Origin of the sequence: Massilia aurea, assembly GCF_040790145.1 — a bacterium.
Lineage (GTDB): Bacteria > Pseudomonadota > Gammaproteobacteria > Burkholderiales > Burkholderiaceae_D > Telluria > Telluria aurea_C.
The window spans coordinates 131482-147262 of record NZ_JBFMMP010000010.1 but is presented as its reverse complement, the minus strand read 5'-3'; the positions used below and the strand labels follow the sequence as shown (position 1 = coordinate 147262).

14 protein-coding genes and 1 pseudogene are annotated in these 15781 nt (G+C 64.9%); 3 read left to right on the top strand and 12 right to left on the bottom strand.

What is annotated here, in order from left to right; genetic code table 11:
* The first annotated feature begins 23 nt into the window (after nt 1-23).
* Nucleotides 24-3182, top strand: a complete 3159-nt coding sequence (locus tag AB2N08_RS15275) for a patatin-like phospholipase family protein (RefSeq protein WP_367611512.1) — start codon at nt 24-26, stop codon at nt 3180-3182.
* A 5-nt stretch (nt 3183-3187) separates the two neighbouring features.
* Here the strand turns inward: AB2N08_RS15275 and AB2N08_RS15270 are convergent, their stop codons facing one another.
* The 9 genes and pseudogenes from AB2N08_RS15270 to AB2N08_RS15230 all read right to left on the bottom strand — a co-directional run.
* Nucleotides 3188-5020 (bottom strand): tetratricopeptide repeat protein, encoded by a 1833-nt coding sequence (locus AB2N08_RS15270; protein ID WP_367611511.1) that lies wholly within the window; start codon nt 5018-5020, stop codon nt 3188-3190.
* On the bottom strand, nt 5017-5718 hold the full coding sequence (locus AB2N08_RS15265) for a sensor histidine kinase (RefSeq protein ID WP_367611510.1): 702 nt from the start codon (nt 5716-5718) through the stop codon (nt 5017-5019). Before AB2N08_RS15265 ends, AB2N08_RS15270 begins: the two co-directional genes overlap by 4 nt.
* A 116-nt stretch (nt 5719-5834) precedes the next feature.
* A complete protein-coding gene (gene mnmC / locus AB2N08_RS15260; protein WP_367611509.1) occupies nt 5835-7529 on the bottom strand; it encodes an FAD-dependent 5-carboxymethylaminomethyl-2-thiouridine(34) oxidoreductase MnmC in 1695 nt (564 codons plus the stop codon).
* Nucleotides 7495-8058, bottom strand: coding sequence for a DNA-3-methyladenine glycosylase I (locus AB2N08_RS15255; protein WP_367611508.1), 564 nt, complete (start codon nt 8056-8058; stop codon nt 7495-7497). Before AB2N08_RS15255 ends, mnmC begins: the two co-directional genes overlap by 35 nt.
* The gene (locus tag AB2N08_RS15250; protein ID WP_367611507.1) at nt 8055-8321 is read right to left on the bottom strand and encodes an antitoxin Xre/MbcA/ParS toxin-binding domain-containing protein; all 267 of its coding nucleotides are present in this window, start codon (nt 8319-8321) and stop codon (nt 8055-8057) included. The genes AB2N08_RS15255 and AB2N08_RS15250 overlap by 4 nt, the downstream gene beginning before the upstream one ends.
* 332 nt (nt 8322-8653) lie before the next feature.
* Nucleotides 8654-8944: a hypothetical protein gene (locus AB2N08_RS15245; RefSeq protein WP_367611506.1), complete on the bottom strand. Its 291-nt coding sequence runs from the start codon at nt 8942-8944 to the stop codon at nt 8654-8656.
* A complete protein-coding gene (locus AB2N08_RS15240; RefSeq protein ID WP_367611505.1) occupies nt 8944-9423 on the bottom strand; it encodes a hypothetical protein in 480 nt (159 codons plus the stop codon). The genes AB2N08_RS15245 and AB2N08_RS15240 overlap by 1 nt, the downstream gene beginning before the upstream one ends.
* A gap of 5 nt (nt 9424-9428) precedes the next feature.
* Nucleotides 9429-10148, bottom strand: coding sequence for a hypothetical protein (locus AB2N08_RS15235; protein ID WP_367611504.1), 720 nt, complete (start codon nt 10146-10148; stop codon nt 9429-9431).
* Between the two features lie 326 nt (nt 10149-10474).
* Nucleotides 10475-10917: pseudogene (locus AB2N08_RS15230) on the bottom strand (aminotransferase class I/II-fold pyridoxal phosphate-dependent enzyme); the annotation flags it as partial.
* 226 nt (nt 10918-11143) lie between these two features.
* Here AB2N08_RS15230 and AB2N08_RS15225 point away from each other — a divergent pair.
* Nucleotides 11144-11716 carry an FMN-binding negative transcriptional regulator gene (locus AB2N08_RS15225; protein WP_367611503.1) on the top strand — a complete coding sequence of 191 codons (573 nt, stop codon included), beginning with the start codon at nt 11144-11146 and terminating at the stop codon, nt 11714-11716.
* Nucleotides 11717-11720: 4 nt separating this feature from the next.
* Here AB2N08_RS15225 and AB2N08_RS15220 read toward each other — a convergent pair whose 3' ends face one another.
* The 3 genes from AB2N08_RS15220 to AB2N08_RS15210 form a co-directional block, all read right to left on the bottom strand.
* Nucleotides 11721-12353: a DUF4142 domain-containing protein gene (locus AB2N08_RS15220; RefSeq protein WP_367611502.1), complete on the bottom strand. Its 633-nt coding sequence runs from the start codon at nt 12351-12353 to the stop codon at nt 11721-11723.
* A gap of 256 nt (nt 12354-12609) precedes the next feature.
* The gene (locus tag AB2N08_RS15215) at nt 12610-14277 is read right to left on the bottom strand and encodes an acid phosphatase (RefSeq protein ID WP_367611501.1); all 1668 of its coding nucleotides are present in this window, start codon (nt 14275-14277) and stop codon (nt 12610-12612) included.
* 278 nt (nt 14278-14555) lie between these two features.
* Nucleotides 14556-15032, bottom strand: coding sequence for a GyrI-like domain-containing protein (locus AB2N08_RS15210; RefSeq protein WP_367611538.1), 477 nt, complete (start codon nt 15030-15032; stop codon nt 14556-14558).
* 137 nt (nt 15033-15169) lie between these two features.
* On the opposite strand from AB2N08_RS15210, the gene AB2N08_RS15205 reads away from it, so the two are divergent.
* On the top strand, nt 15170-15754 hold the full coding sequence (locus AB2N08_RS15205) for an O-methyltransferase (RefSeq protein WP_367611500.1): 585 nt from the start codon (nt 15170-15172) through the stop codon (nt 15752-15754).
* Nucleotides 15755-15781: the final 27 nt, after the last annotated feature.

Below are 15781 nucleotides of genomic sequence, written 5' to 3'. Positions count from 1 at the left end.
TTCCCGTTCAGCCGGAGCGCCCCATGCTACCCAGTGACCTGTCCCACCTGACGCCATCGCAGGTCGACGACCTGCGCCGCAAACTCGCCGCCGCCGGCTGCCAGCCACCACCCAACGCGCACACGATCAGTGAACTGCACGACGCCTTCGCGCTGCTGCGCCGCCGTCATAACCTGGCGTCATCGAACAGCATCGATGCCGACACCCTGCGCTGCCTGGACCTCGGCGCCGGCCTGCTGTTCGGCGAGGTGCTGCGCGATGAACTCGATCTGCTGCGCCCCGCCAGCAGCGAACCGCTCGACGCCGGCGTGCCGCCTGACCGCGCACGCCTGCATGCACGCGCCCACGGCGGCATGCTCGCCGGCCTGGCCTTGTCCGGCGGCGGCGTGCGCAGCGCCACGTTCGGGCTGGGCGCCCTGCAGGCATTGGCGCGCCACCGCTTGCTGGGCCGGATCGATTACCTGTCCACCGTCTCGGGCGGCGGCTTCGTCGGCGGCTGGCTGGCGCGCTGCCTGCACGCGCATGGCGGTGACATCCACAAGGTCGAAGCGCTCCTTGCACCGCCGGCCGGCAGCAGCGAGGCGCCCGAACTGCGCTTTCTGCGTCAGTACAGCAATTACCTGTCTCCGCAGGGCGGCATGTTCAGCGCCGATACCTGGACCCTGCTTGGCACCTATGTGCGCAACACAGGGCTGAACCTGACGATGCTGGTGGCGTGGCTGTGCGCCCTGCTGCTGTTGCCGCGCTTTGCCGTCTGGGGCATGCACCGGGTGGTGGCGCCGGACGGACCGTGGGCGCGCCTGGGCGATGTGGCCTGGATCGCGGGCGTGCTGCTGTTCTTGTGCGCCGTGTTCTGCATCGCGCTGTCGATCTCCAGCAAACCCGAAAGCTCGCGCGGCGTGCGCCGCTTTCCGCTGTCGCAGGGCGCGGTCCTGTGGTGCATTAATCTGCCGCTGCTGCTGGCGGGCTTTCTCGGCAGTCTCGCGCTGTGGCGCCACGGCGGCGCGGCGCCGGCGACGCTGCTATCGCCGCAACTGGCGGCCCGGCCCTACTGGCTGCTCGCGCCGGGCGTGGTCTACTTCATCGTCTGGGCCTGCGGCTGGTATCTGGCGCACGACCGGGCCAGTCCCTTCCGGCGCGCCGGCTACACCGTGTGCAGCGCCGGCGGCCTGGCGGTGCTGCTGGTGCTGCTCGAAGCCGCGCGCGCCTTTGCCCCCGCAGTGCTGGCGTGGCTGCCGGACGGCGGCGCGCAGCTGTCATGGTGGTTGTGCGGCGGCGCCGGCGTGCTGCTGGTGCTTGCCGCCTGGCTGGTCATGTACATGCACCTGCGCGCCGATCCGCCGCTGCGCGACCTGACGCGCGCCGATCTGGGCGAAGGCCTGTCGCACTTCGCCTGCGCGATGGGCGCGCTCACGCTGGGCACCATGCTGCTGCTGGTGGGGCTGGCGCTGCTGCCGTCGCCCAGCGCGCATCCGCTGCTCAATAACGCGATCGCCCTGGCCACCTTCGGCATGCCGTTGATGATGGCGCTGTTCGCCGTCACCATGAACCTCATGATCGGCCTGATCGGCCGCCAGTACAGCGACGCGAGCCGCGAATGGTGGAGCCGCCAGGGCGCCTGGAGCGCGATCTTCGCGCTCGGCTGGCTGGCCGCGTACGGCATCTGCTTCTTTTTCTCACCGCTGCTGCACTGGGCCTGGCTCACCTACGAGCCGTGGTCCAACCTGGGCACGCTGCTCGGCTGGCTGGCAATGACCGCCTTCGGCCTGAAAGCCGGCAGCGGCGGCGCCACCGGCGCGCGCGCCGCGCGCGATCCGAAGCTCGAACTGATGGCGCGCCTGGCGCCGTACGTGTTCACGATCGGGATCTTCGCCCTGCTCAGCAGCCTGGTGCAGCTGACGGTGGCGCCCCCGCGCCTGGACTGCCCCGGCGCCACGCTGGCCTGCGTGTTCGAGGCCCACGCCGATGCCACGCTGGCCACCGACGGCAGCACGCTGCTCGTGGCCTTCGCCTGCTTTCTCGGCGCCGCGCTGGTGCTTGGCTGGCGCGTCGACATCAACAAGTTTTCGCTCTACATGCTGTACCGGAACCGCGTCGTGCGCGCCTGGTTCGGCGCCGCCAACCGCGCGCGCCGCCCGCATCCGTTCACCGGCTTCGATCCCGACGACGACATGCTGCTGGCCGAGTCAAAGCACGCACGCCCGTACCCGATCGTGAACACGGCGCTGAACCTGGTGGGTGGCGAAGAACTGGCATGGCAGACGCGCCGCACCGCCTCGTTCGCATTCACACCGCGCTGGTGCGGCTATGAGCTGTCAGGTCCCGGGGGCACGGGGTGTTATCGCCCCACCGCCGCCTATGCCGCGCGCGCCGGCGTGGGCCTGGATGACGACGCCGGCGTGCGGCTCGGGATGGCGGTGGCGCTGTCGGGCGCCGCGGCCAGCCCGAACATGGGCGCGCATTCGTCGGCGCCGCTGAACTTCCTGATGACGATGTTCAATGTGCGCCTGGGGCGCTGGTGTCCCAACCCCGCGCGCCCGACCTGGACCAGTTCATCGCCGCCCATTGGCTTGTTCAGCCTCTTGTCCGAGCTGTTCGGCCAGCAGGGTGCCGATGCCGGCTACGTGCACCTGAGCGATGGCGGCCACTTCGACAACCTGGGTATCTATGAACTGGTGCGGCGCCGCTGCCGGCTGGTGATCGCGGTCGACGTCGGAAGCGATCGCGAGCACGCGTTCGAAGACCTGGGCAACGCGATCCGGCGCTGCACCACCGACCTGCACGTGCGGATCGACCTGGACGTGTCGCGCCTTGGCATCAAGCCGGACGACGGCTTGTGCCGCGCCAGCTGCGCCGCCGGCAGCATCCGCTACAGCCAGGCCGACCGCGACGCCGACGATGGCGTCATCCTGTACATCAAGCCGGCGATCGTCGGCAACGAGAATGCCGACCTGCTCAATTACCGCAAGCTGCATCCCGACTACCCGCATGAAAGCCTGGCCGACGGCTGGTTCGATGAAGCCCGGTTTGAAAGCTATCGGGCGCTCGGCGAACACGTGGTCGGGTGCGCGCTGGCCGAGGCGGCGCAGGCGGCGACGCCCGCCGGTGGCGATTGCGATATTGGCGTCCTGTGCGCGCAGCTGCTGCGCAAGCACGGGCCGGAGCGCCCGGGCGGCGCGTGAGCGGCCTACCCGAAGCGGTTGCTGTGCGTTGGTTTAGGAACCGGCGCTGGCTCGGGCGGCGCTTCGGCGGCCACTTCTTTCTCGTCTGGCGCATCGGCCGGCGTGGGCGCAGCAGGATCGGCTTTCGGGCGCAAGCCGCGTAGTTGCTCCATCAACTGGGCGAAGCGCTGCTGGCCCGGCTGCAGCTTGTCGACATGCTCGAGCACCGTGCGCGCCTCGACGTCGAGTTCCTCGTCGTAGCCGCTCTGCTGCATGTGCGAGATCGAGATCTGCACGGCGTTGAACAGCACCCGCACATTGTCCGGCAGCCGCTCGCGCGCCATGCGCATCCACTTGACCGCGTCGGGCAATTTGCCGCTCTTCCACAGCACGACGCCCTGGTTCATCAGGTCCACCGCTTCCTTGCGCGCGGCGCGGATGATGGCCGCGCCCTCTTCGCCCAGGCGCGCCTTGTCGAAGATGGCCTGCACCTCATCCTGCAGCAGGCTGTTGTCGTGGTTATTGCGTACCACGTGGGCCAGCACCTCGCCCGGCGTCTCTTTCACGCCCACCGCGAACAGCAGAATCGCCAGCTCGATGCAGATCGCCGTGCCGGGGCGCTTCGGGTCGGCGCCCAGCATCGTTTCGAGTTCATCCCCGGCGCGGCGCGCGTTGCGGTAGTCGCCGCTCTCATGATGGATCAGGCCTTCGGTGATCTTGGCGCGCAGCGCCATGTCGTCGTATTCGCTGCCGAAATCACGCTGGGCCAGCAGCAGCAGTTGCAACGCATCCTTGGTATTGTTTTTCAGGCCGCACACGCGCGCCAGGCCAAGGTAGGCGTCGGGCGTCTTGCGGATCGAGTACTCGCCGATCACCAGGCATTTGCGAAACGCCTTTTCGGCCAGCGCGACATTGCCCAGCTTGAGCGCGGCCTGGCCCAGGTTGCGCTGGCGCGGCACCGAGTTGGGCGAGAGCTTGGCCGCGCGCTCGAGGATCGCGGCAGCTTCGTCGTGCCGGCCCAGGCCCTGGTAGGCCAGCGCCAGCTGGTCGTAGGCGTCGATGTAGTGCTGGTTCTCGGCGATCACGGTCTGGAACATCTGGCGCGCCTGCTCGAAGTCGCCATCGGCCAGGCGGATCTTGCCCAGGCCCGCGCGCGCCCAGTGGTATTCGCGCTGGCCCAGCACCTGCTCGTACACCGCGCGCGCCCGCGCCGGCTGGCCGCTGCGCTCGAGCATGCGCGCCTTCATGCGCAGCAGCTCGATCACGTGCGCCCGATTGGCGGCGATCTGCTCGTCGCACAGGTGCGCCGCGCGCAGGTAATCCTTTTCCACGAAGGCCTGGTCGATCAGGCGGAAGATCTGCTTGCGGCGCCACACGCGGTTCAGGCGCGAGAGCAGCACGCCCTCGGTGATCGGCTTGACCAGGTAGGCATCGGGCTGGTGCTCGGCCGCGCCCATCACCGATTCGACGCTCTTTTCGGCCGACACCATCACGAACACGCTCGATGGCAGCAGCAACTGGCGGATGCGCGCTTCTTCGAGCACCTGCTGGCCGTTCTTGCCTTCGCCCAGGTTGTAATCGCACAGCACGACGTCGTAGCGGGTCCGGTTCAAGAGGTTCATGGCCTCGCCGCCGCTCGATGCCTGGTCGATATTGCGCGCCCCAAGGCTGCGCAGGCTTTCGCGCAGCAGCTGGCGGATGCCGGCGAAATCGTCGACGATCAGGTACTGCTTAGTGGCCCAGTCGATCTGCTCGAGCACCTTGGGCAGCGCAGACTCGGGCGCGGCGGGTGCAGCAGGCGCAGTGGCCGGCGTAATCATCGGCGCGCCAGGCGCGCCAGGCGCTGCGGACGTGGTCATGGCAGGGTCAGGATGAAGCAGCCGCCGCCAAGCGCGCCACCGTTCTCGAGCCGCACGGCGCCATGGCGCCCGCGATGGTGGTGCATGCGCGCCACCTCGCTCGAAAAATACAGGCCCAGGCCCGCGCTGTTGGTGGCGAAATTAACGCCGATGTCGCCGCTTTCGGGCGTGCCGGCCGCCAGCAGAGACGGCGGAAAACCGGCACCATTGTCTTCGACACGGATTTCAAGCTCGCCATCGACCTCGCGCGCGGCCAGCAAAATACGGTCGCGCGTGTAGTGAAGCGCGTTATTGACCGCATGCGAGACGACGCCGACGACCAGGTCTTCGTCGACATGCGCGATGACGTCGGCGTCAATCTGGAGTTCGAGCCGGATGCCGCGCGATTCAAGCAGCACGCGCGACAGCGCCACCACCTGCTCGACCACTTGCCCCACTTCGAGCGGCTGCGCATCGAACGGGTAGCCGGGCTTGCCGACCTGCTTGTACAGCGCAAGAAGCTGCATCAGGTTGTCGTTCAGGCGGCGCGTCTGGTACAGCATCTGGCCCATCTGGCCATATGCCTTCTCGGTCTCGGGCGTGGCGCCGTCGAGCAACCGCTCGAGCGTGCCGGACAGCACGCTGATCGAGTTCTTCATGTCGTGCGCCGTCACCGCGAGAAACAGGAACAGCTCGGGCGAATGTGGTGCATCTTCCATCGCGAACGTGTCTCCTTCGGCGGTTAAGAGTTGCTAGCGATAAATTATACCGGCTCGACCGGCACAGTTTGGACGCGTTTGCCCGGCTTGAGCGCACATTTGCGGCAACGCAACAACTAAACGTCAAAAGCGGTGTTGACGGGCTGGCGACCGCCACGGCGTGCGCGCAGCACGAACCGGGCCGGATCGAGTGCGTCGACCAGCGCCATCTCCAGCGGCAGCGGTTCGCCTTCCAGTTGGGCCGCCAGCAGCTCGGCCGCCAGCGGCGCCCAGATCAGGCCGCGCGAGGCATAGCCCAGCAGACCGTAGAGGCCCGGATGGCGCGGCACGTCGCGCAGGCGCTCGGTGCTGCCTGCGGCAGCGAAGTCGGGCAGACGGCCGACCAGCGGCAGACGGTCCGGCGCCACGCAGCGAAAGCCCACGCGGCCCGCGAGCGGCGCCGCCTCGGCCGCATGCGGATCGGATACCAGCGCGCGCAGGCGCGTGACGTTTTCACGCTGGCTGCTGGTACGCAGCGCGGGATCGGCGTCGAGGTCATAGGTCGCGCCGGCGCACAGCACGCCCTGCGCGGACGGCGTCAGGTAGGCTTCGCGGCACAGCACCAGCGGCAGCTGCGGCGCGGCGCCCGGCGCCAGGTGCGTGACCTGGCCGCGCAGCGCCTGCAGCGGCAGATCGGCGGCAAGCGCCATGCGGCGCGCGCCGGCGCCGCTGGCCAGCACCGCCGTCGGCGCCTCGGCCAGCACCGCGCCATCGGCGGCGCGCGCCAGCCAGGTCTCTTCTTCGTACTCCAGCGTCACGTCGCCCGCGCCGAAAAGTCGCGTCAGGCGCGCGCCGCACGAGGCCAGCAGCGCCTCGCACACGCTGCCCGGGCGCGCCCAGCCGCCTTGCGGGAACAGCCAGCCGCCGTCTGGCGCCGGCAGGCCAAGCAATGCTTCGGCATCGGCGGATTCGAGCCAGCGCGCGAAGTCCGGCGGCACGGTGTGTTCGTCCGCGATGACGCGGGAGACCGCCGCGTGATCGGCGTCGCGCGCCAGTTGCAGCACGCCGCAGGCAGCGCCGTCGAAGGCCTGGCCGACGCCGCCCAATTGCGCCCACAAGCGCAGCGCGTACAGGTAGGCGGCGCGCGTCAGGCGGGTCGGGACGTTGTCGTCGCGCGAGAGCAGCGGCATGAAGATGCCGGCCAGATTGCCCGAGGCTTCCATCGCCACGTCTGGATGCCGCTCGATCAAGGTGACGTGCCAGCCGCGCGCGCACAGACGCGCGGCCAGTGCGCAGCCGGCCAGGCCGGCGCCGAGCACCAGCGCATGGCGGACTGGCTGGGGCGTGACGGGCAGGCGCGGTTTGCGGCTGGCGAAGACCGCGTGGCCGGGATTCTCGAACACGAAGCCCTGCGCTGTCAGGGCGGCGCGCTGATCATCATCGAGTCCGGGCGCGGCCAGGCGCGCGCCAAGCGTCGTCAAGCGCGCCAGTGGGCGTGCGAACGCGCTGCCGGTTGCATCGTGCAGCCGGATGAGATCGAGATGCGCGTTGAGTTCGGCCAGCGCGGTGTCCAGCGGCGCCGCGAGCAGGTCGAGCGTAACGCCGGCATCGGGTTGCGGGATACGGTGAAAACCCGGCTGCAGATCTGTGGCCAGCGCCACCACGTGCAGGTACTGCGGGCGTTGCGGGTCGGCGCCCCAGGCCGCGATCAGGGCGGCGACGTGCGCGCCGTCGCCATAGTCGCTGTCGAAGACGGTGTAGCGCGTACGGCCCTGCCAGTGGTCCTGCACCTGCATGTCAGCGCCGCGTGCGACAGACGCAGTCGCGGTCATGGTCGTCGACCATGCCGATGCCCTGCATATACGCGTAGACGATGGTCGAGCCGACGAATTTGAAGCCGCGTTTGGCCAGGTCTTTGGACAGGCGGTCGGACAGCTCGGTGCGCGCCGGGCGGCCGCGGTCGGGCCAGTCGTTCACGATCGGCGTGCCGTCGACGAAGCTCCACAGGTAGGCATCGAGCGTCAGGCCCTGCTCGCGCATGGCCAGGTAGGCGCGCGCATTGGTGATGGCCGCCGCCACCTTCAGGCGGTTGCGCACGATGCCGGGATTGGCCAGCAGCTCGGCCTTCTTGTCGTCGTCGTAGGCCGCGATCTTGTGCGCATCCCAGCCATCGAACGCGGCGCGGTAGGTGTCGCGCTTGTTTAGGATGGTCTCCCACGACAGGCCGGCTTGCGCGCCTTCGAGATTGAGCATCTCGAACAGCGTGTTTTCATCGTGGCATGGCACGCCCCATTCGTGGTCGTGATAGGCGATGTAGCGCGGGTTGGCCATATTGGCCCAGGCGCAGCGGGTGATGGTCATCGCTTGGCACCGCGCGGCGGCGTCTTGCGCAGGCAGGCCAGCACCTCATCGACGCGGCCGGCGGCAACCAGCTCGGCCGGCGTGGTCTCGCCCAGCCCGGGCTGGATCGTGGTCATCCAGCGATCGGCTGCATCGTCGCTGCCGAGCAGCTGGCGTGCCTCGTGCATGACGGCGTAATGTGTCTGGGCCTTGCGCGAATGGTCCTGGAAGCGGGCTTGCAAGGCGTTGATGCTGTCCGGGGAAAGGCGGTCGGGATCGGTCATGGTGGTGGTCTCGGTGGCGTTCGGGGCATCATACCTTGCGGCGGCGCGAGCAACAGCCTTCTAAGCTGTGGGTCGGGGATTTGATTTCCTTAGGGCGGGCCACAATCTTCAATCTGATCAAGTGCTTAGCCTGCCGCGAGACCGCTTTCTTTTTAGGCATCGCGATATTCAATATGCCTTGTGCTATTCAAATGCCCAATTAAATAGTTCGCTTGGTTATCCCGCTGGACGAAACCTGTCTTGCTTTATCAAAATGATCGGCTGCTCTTGTTCCTTCCGATCTAATTGCATCGCTCCGCTGGTATCACGGCTTTAACCATACGCTTAGCCTGCTATGAGGCGCCCACTTCGTCACTCTCGTCCTGATCGCCACTTCCGACCTTTTTTACCCACCCCTGCTTTAAAGCCCACCGCACTTCAGTGCGCCAGGTGATGCGCCGGCCTGTTCTAGTGGTGTTCACCGGATCCGGCGCCTTCCCTGCCAGTTCTTCGAAAGAGGAGCAGCCCCAAATGATCTTCCAGAGCGCCCACTTGGCGGGATCGGTCTCTTCGTTTGCTTGTAGGCGATTCTTGATGAGAACGATGTAGCCTCCCTCAAGCCCTACTGGTTGTGTGCGTGCCATCAAGCTGACTTCGCCTCGCAAAGCTGTTGCCAACGCTCGCGGAAGATTTCTTCCTCAATCAGTTCGTCCATGCGACTTTCAGAGGGCGGAGCTACATCAACACCATCCCTTTGCAGGCTGAGATACGTCTTCAACATTGCATTTTTCTGCTCAAACCGCTCGACGAGCTCTTCCGTGGTGGCCTTGCTAAGACTTCCAGTTCCTTCGATGTAATTGCTTTCAGGGCCTAGAGAAATGTAGCGCTTAAAGCCGGCGTATCCGCCCATCCCGTTCTTTGCGTTGACCTCCCCGCACAGTGCTCCAGCTTTTGTGATGCGCTCGTTGCGGGTCTTTGCGCTCGCAGGATCTTTCAGCAAGGCCACCATTGGCGCCCGGGCATTCGGGATCGCCACCCACTCGCCGTACTTCCAGAGGAACAAAGCTACAGCGAGGGCCCCTAGGATGGCAACGCCGAGGAGAATAGTTTTGGCTTGGTTCATAGTAGCTATAGCTTCGGTTGGAATTTGTCCTGGTCAAACCCACTGACGTCGAACTCAAAAGCTGGTGCGCCGTTTTGGTATATATCAACAGCCAGACGTATGCGCTTCGCTTTCTTTAACTTGTTTAAAAAGCTGCTTTCATCGGAAAGAAATATAGTTTCGGAGCTATGGTCTGCTGGACCGTTTGCAGCGAATCGAATTGGCTTCTCATCATCAAATCGCACAAGTGCGCGACAACCTTGGTATGAGGGGCACAGGATTTGACCGCGCTCAATATAAAACAGGACGTCTTTCCCCTTACCTTGAGCACGAAGCGTTAAGGTTCCATGCTGCGCGCCAGAATATGGAAAGCCAAAAGATGCAGTATTGGAACTTCGCACGGTGGCCGTGTACCTTTTCTTGCCCGACATGGCGTCTTCGCTGATGTCATACTGCCATTGTTGGCCAATGGATTCGGCGCTAGGTTTGACTGGCGTTGTTGGAGCACTTTCGCCTTTGACAGATGGCGTACCGGCTGATCGGGTGCTCTTAGTAGTTGCCTTCGCTTCAGCGAGCTCTTTCTCGAGCGCGGTAATTTTCAAATTCGCGTCGGCAAGTCTTATCTTCGTTTCGGACAGCGATGAGTCCGGTGAACATGCGGACAGCATCACTGCCGCAGTCAGGACAAAGCCCAGTTTTTTCATGATCTTGTGTTCTTCGGCATCTAAGCGTGCCGTTTCGCTCACGTGAGTATAGTTGAGCTACCAGCGCCGAAATCTCGCCAATATTCACTGGCTACGCGCCGGCACTCAGTCGCGGGGAGCTCTTGCCACTCGATGTCAGCCGCGTCCGCCAGTAGTTCAAAAAGAGGCCGCTCCGAATCGATCGCGGCATATGTGTCAACGGCGACTGAAAACTGATATAGATTTTGTCGTCCCAGCGATTTAGGCCGATACACCTCTGTCACTGAGCATCGTCCGTGTCCAGCCCATTCCTGCAACATCTCGCCTTTCATTATCCCGGCCTGTCGATGGTGCTTCAGCGGTAGTTCTCACCTACGATCCGCACGATATGCGCGCGCCAGTAGTTCGGCCAGCGCGAGTGGCGCGACCACGTAGCCGAGCCGCAGCGCCGGGAACAGCACCTTTGAAAACGTGCCGACGTAGATGACGCAGCCGGCACGATCTAGGCTTTGCAGCGACGCCAGCGGCGGGCCGGTGTAGCGGTACTCGCTGTCGTAATCGTCCTCGATCACCCAGGCGCGGTTGGCCGTGGCCCAGCGCAGCAGCTCGAACCGGCGCGCGAGGCTCATCGTCACGTCCAGCGGCAGCTGGTGCGATGTGGTGGCGAACACCATGCGCGCGTCCGGATGATGCAGCGCGCCGTAGGCCACGCCCATCCCTTCGTCGGTGACCGGCAGCGTGAACATGCGCGCGCCGGCCACGCGCAGCGGCGCGCTGCGCCCTGGTAGCCGGGCGACTCGAGCAAGATGCCGTCGCCCGGCGCCAGCAATACAACTGGCGAAACAGCGGGATGTCGCCGCTGCGGTGCAGCGGGGTGGCGGCGATCAGGTCGTGGACATGCATGAAGACTGACGTTGAATTGCTACACTCATCTTGGCTGGAATTGGCTATTTTGAAAAGCCAATTCGCCATTTAGAATAAGCGTCATCGAATCTGGAAAGATTGCCATGAATCAGTTCGACGGCGGCCTGACGATCGTCATTGTGGAGACCCGCTGAATGTATTGCCCCGCCCGTTTCGCGCAGAAGGACCAAGCCTGTCTGCACGCCCTGATCGCCGAGCATCCGCTGGCGATACTCGTCACGCACGATGACGGCGCGCCGGATGCCGACCACCTGCCTTTTGAACTGGCGGCCGGCGGCGCCGTGTTGCGGGCCCACGTCGCGCGCGGCAATCCGGTCTGGCGGCGCGACGGGCAGCAGGTACTGGTGGTGTTTCGGGGGCCGGCGGGCTATGCCACGCCGGACCGCGTGGAAAAAGAAGAGACCGGTGGTCGGGTAGTGCCAACCTGGACCTACAACGTGGTGCATGTGCACGGCCGGCTGCGCACGATCGACGAGCCGGCCTGGCTGCTGGCGCAGGTGACGCACCTGACCGACCGCATGGAGGGCACGCAACCCGATCCGTGGGCGGTGAGCGACGCCCCGCCCGAGTATATCGATGCGATGTTGAAGGCCATCGTCGGCATCGAGATCGTGATCGAGCGGATCGAAGGCAAATGGAAAACCGAACCGCCGCCACGGGTGCGAGCGCACCCTGACGCCGGCCCGGTCAATGCCGACTCGCGATAAACGCTTAGTGGCTTGAGCCGGTGTGCCCTGCCGCGCCCGAGCTGCCGGTGCTGCCGGCCTTGCCGCTGGCCAACTGTTCAGCATGCTTCAAGTGCTCTTGCACGACGGGGATCATTTTGTCGACCTGACCTTTCACGTCAGTATCCTTGGCCGCTTTCGACGCTTTTTGCAACTTGGCCAGGGTTTCTTTGTGCGCGCCGACCCCGCCCTGCTTGGTATAGGCCTTGTCGAACGCGTCGCCACTCATTTTCTCGAGCTTGGCGCCCATGGCCTTGTGCTTGGCGTCCAGTTCGGTCGGCAGGGTCACGCCCTTGGATTGCGCCAGGGTCTGCACTTCGGTCAGCGCCTTGCCGTGGTCATCGACCATTTTCTGCGCGAATGCTTTCACGTCGGCGTTCTGGCCCTTGCTCTGCGCCATCTTGCCCATTTCAACTTCGGCCATGTTCGACATCGCCATGTCCATGATGGCTTTACGGTCGGCGGCAGTCAGCTTGGCCGTGCCGCTGGCGGTGGCGGCAGTGGTGCTGGCGCCCATTTGCGTGGACGCGGCGGTTTGCGCCTGCGCGCCAACCGAACCGAACATGGCTGCTGCAACCGACACGGCCAACAGGCGCTTGATGATTTTGGTATTTTGCATGGTGTATCTCCGTTTTCTAGACAGTATTGGGATCAGAACCGGCGTCATTGCCGGAACCCTTGCCTGGTGTTTTTAGTCGATTCGATACTGCTTGACTGACCCGCCTTGACGACGGTTATCAACGAAACAACATCGAGTGCGCCGACTGTATACCTGTGTCATCGAAACCAGCGCGCGTTAGCCAACAGGAAATTTTCGACGAAAAAAAGCCAGCCTCGGCGGGCTGGCTCGTACGCATGCAACGGCTGGCGCCGTGTCAGCGGAACTGCAATGTGGCCGTCAGATCGCCTGGCGGACGGGCGCCGCGCGCTTCGAACGCGGCATTGCGCGAAGCCAGGCCTTCGAGCAGCGGCAAGCCGTGCAGGCGCGTGATGAATCGCAGCACCGACGTGGTGTCATAAAAGTTATGGTCGACCGCGCCGCGCTTGGCGTGTGGCGACACGACAATCGCGGGAATGCGCGAACCGGGGCCCCAGCGGTCGCCCTTGGGCGGCGCCACGTGGTCCCACCAGCCGCCGTTCTCATCAAACGTGATTACCACCACCATGTCTTTCCACTGGGGCGACTTTTTCAGGTGCTCGATGATGTTGGCGACGTGGGCGTCACCAGACTCGATGTCGGAATACCCGGCATGCAGGTTCAGGTTGCCCTGCGGCTTGTAGAACGCCACGGCCGGCAACTTGCCGGCGACGACGTCGGCAATAAAACGGTTCGATATCGGGCTGTCGCCCAGACCGCCGTCGCGCAGGTGTTTGGCGCGCGCCTTCGTGCCTGGCGCGAATTGCTTGAAGTAATTGAATGGCTGGTGGTGGTACTGGAAGTTCGGCTTCTGGCCGGCGCCACGGCCGTCGAGCGCCGCTTGTTGGCCGCCGCCATACCAGGCCCAGCTCACGCCACGCGTGGACAGCAGGTCGCCAATTGTGTTGTAGGTTTGCGGCGGCAGCACGCCGGCGTCTTGCGGGTCGGCGTGCTGCGGGTCGCCATCGACCGCCGGGCGCACCCAGCTTGGCTGGTATGGGGGCGCCATCGTGTTCACGGCGTAGCCATCCGGCGTCATGGCGCCATTACGCACGAACTTCGGCTTGCCCTCGAGCGCCGACTTCGGCGAATCGGGCTCGAGCGCCAGGCGCACGCCCTGCGGGCCGTCGGCCAGCACCGCGATCTTCGACTTGGCCGCCGTCTGCGCGGCGTTGAAGTATTCCGGCACGCGGCCGCTGATCAGGAACTGGTGGTTCAGGTACGAGCCGCCAAATGCTGCCATGAAGAAGTTGTCGCACAGCGTGAATTCGCGCGCGATCTGCCACAGGCCGAGGTTTTTCGACGTTTCGCCGTAATAGCCCATCACCATGCCACCGGCATCCGACCAGGCGGCAAAGCCGTCGTTGCGGCCACCGTTGATCTGCATCTGGTTGTGATAGAACTGGTGCACCAGGTCGCGCGTGACGATCGCTTCCGGCAGCGGCTTGCCCTCGCTGTCCATCAGCTTGAATGGTGCGTTCGGCAATTTGGCAAATTGCTTTTCGTCGATCAGGTAATCCTTGCCGCCGATATTCTGGCGGCCCGGCACCATGCCGCCCCAGGTCTTGGGCAAGGTCGACAGGATCGAGCCGTCGCGGTCGCGCTGCTGCAGGCTGGCCGCCGGCACGCTCGCCAGGGGCACGGCCAGGCCCGGGAAATCGGCGAACAGATTGTTGAAGCTGCGGTTTTCCAGGTAAATCACGACCACGTTCTTGACGTGGGCACGCAGCTTGGCGTCCAGCGAACGCTTCGTTGGCGCCTTGGCGGCTGGCGCCGCACCGGCAACGCCCGGCAGCGTGCCGGCGCCGGCCACCATGCCGGCAGCGGCGGCTGCCTGGAAGATGCGCCGGCGCGCGGGGTTGCCTGGCTGGGTGGACGCGTCCGGTCCGGAATCTTGCTCGTTCACGTATTGCTCCTGTCGCTGGCGGCCTTGGCGACCGCAAAGCGGACATTATCGGTGCACTTTACGAGAGGAAACAAGCAGGAAAGAGTGAAAGCGTCCAGACCGTCAAACGGTTGTCACATTTAAGCAGCACAATGCAAGTGCTCCTTGGGAAGGGAACACGGCAGCGCAAGCTGCCCTACCGGCGCCGGCGGTCGGGAAATATACCGGCACCAATTCATTCAGATAGCAAGCTTGGCACGGCCCAGACGCGGGTCGTGACACCACCGATCGACAGCAGCTCAGCCGTACAGCGGCACCAGGATGTCGTAAGCATTGTCCGGGCGGGCGCCGTCGTCGACCGTTGGCGTGTAACGGCGATCATAGCGCTCCAGGCGGATACCCTCTTCATCGGCTTCCATGCCCAATTGTTCCATCGCCGCCGTGCCGGTCACGCGCGAGGCTTGTGCATGGACCATCGGGCCACGATGGGTCATCAGGGCATAACGGCGCGCCGGCACGGCAATACCGATCATGCCGGGCGGAAGCTGGCCCAAGTCAGCGACTTCGACCGCCACGCACTCGACCTTGACACCATCGGGCTGCGTCACGGACACACCGTAGCGCACGCCATTGTGCTCGCCCAGCTCACCTTCACGGGCGAGAAATGCCCTCCAGGTCTCGGGCAAATCCGCTTCCGGCATCGAGGTTGCCACCGAAGCTGACGCGGAGGTTGGCGCCGACGTTGCCGAAACTACCGGTAGCCCTGCAAGCTTCATTTCAGGTAGTGTGATGGTCGAGATGTGCATGATGTGGACTTCTAAAGAGACGAAAAGATTATAGGCTTATCGCTTCGTCAATATTAGCAACGTCGCAATCGTGCGCCTCGATTTCCCTGACAAAAAGGAGACAACCGTTGACTACTTCACTTAAAGCCTTGCTGAAAGAGCTGGAAACCTTCGGCGCGAGTCACGATGCGGCCCACGAGAACCGTGCCAGCCGCATGCTCAATATCACCCACGATACCGGCGAGTTCCTGGCCGTGCTGGTGCGCGCCATGCGCGCACGCCGTATTCTCGAGATCGGCACGTCGAACGGTTACTCCACGTTGTGGCTGGCTGAAGCGGCCGCAGCGCACGATGGCCTCGTCACGACGATCGAGTTGTCGCCAAAGAAAGTTGCAATGGCGCGCGATAACGTCGGCCGGGCCGGCCTGCAGGAGCGCGTGCGGCAGGTAGAAGGCGACGCTGGCGACCTGCTGGCCGCCGGCGACGATGCAGCGTTCGACATCGTGTTCCTGGACTCGGAGCGCACTGCCTACCTCGCCTGGCTGCCGCAGATCGGGCGCGTGCTGCGCCCGGGCGGGCTGATCGTGGTGGACAACGCCACCTCGCACGCGCAAGAACTGGCGCCCTTCATGCAGGCGTTGCGCTGCGCGCCCGGCTGGAGCACCAGCCTGGTCCCCGTCGGCAAAGGCGAATTTCTCGCTACCAAGCACTGAGCACTGTGTCCATGTACGGCGCCTGTG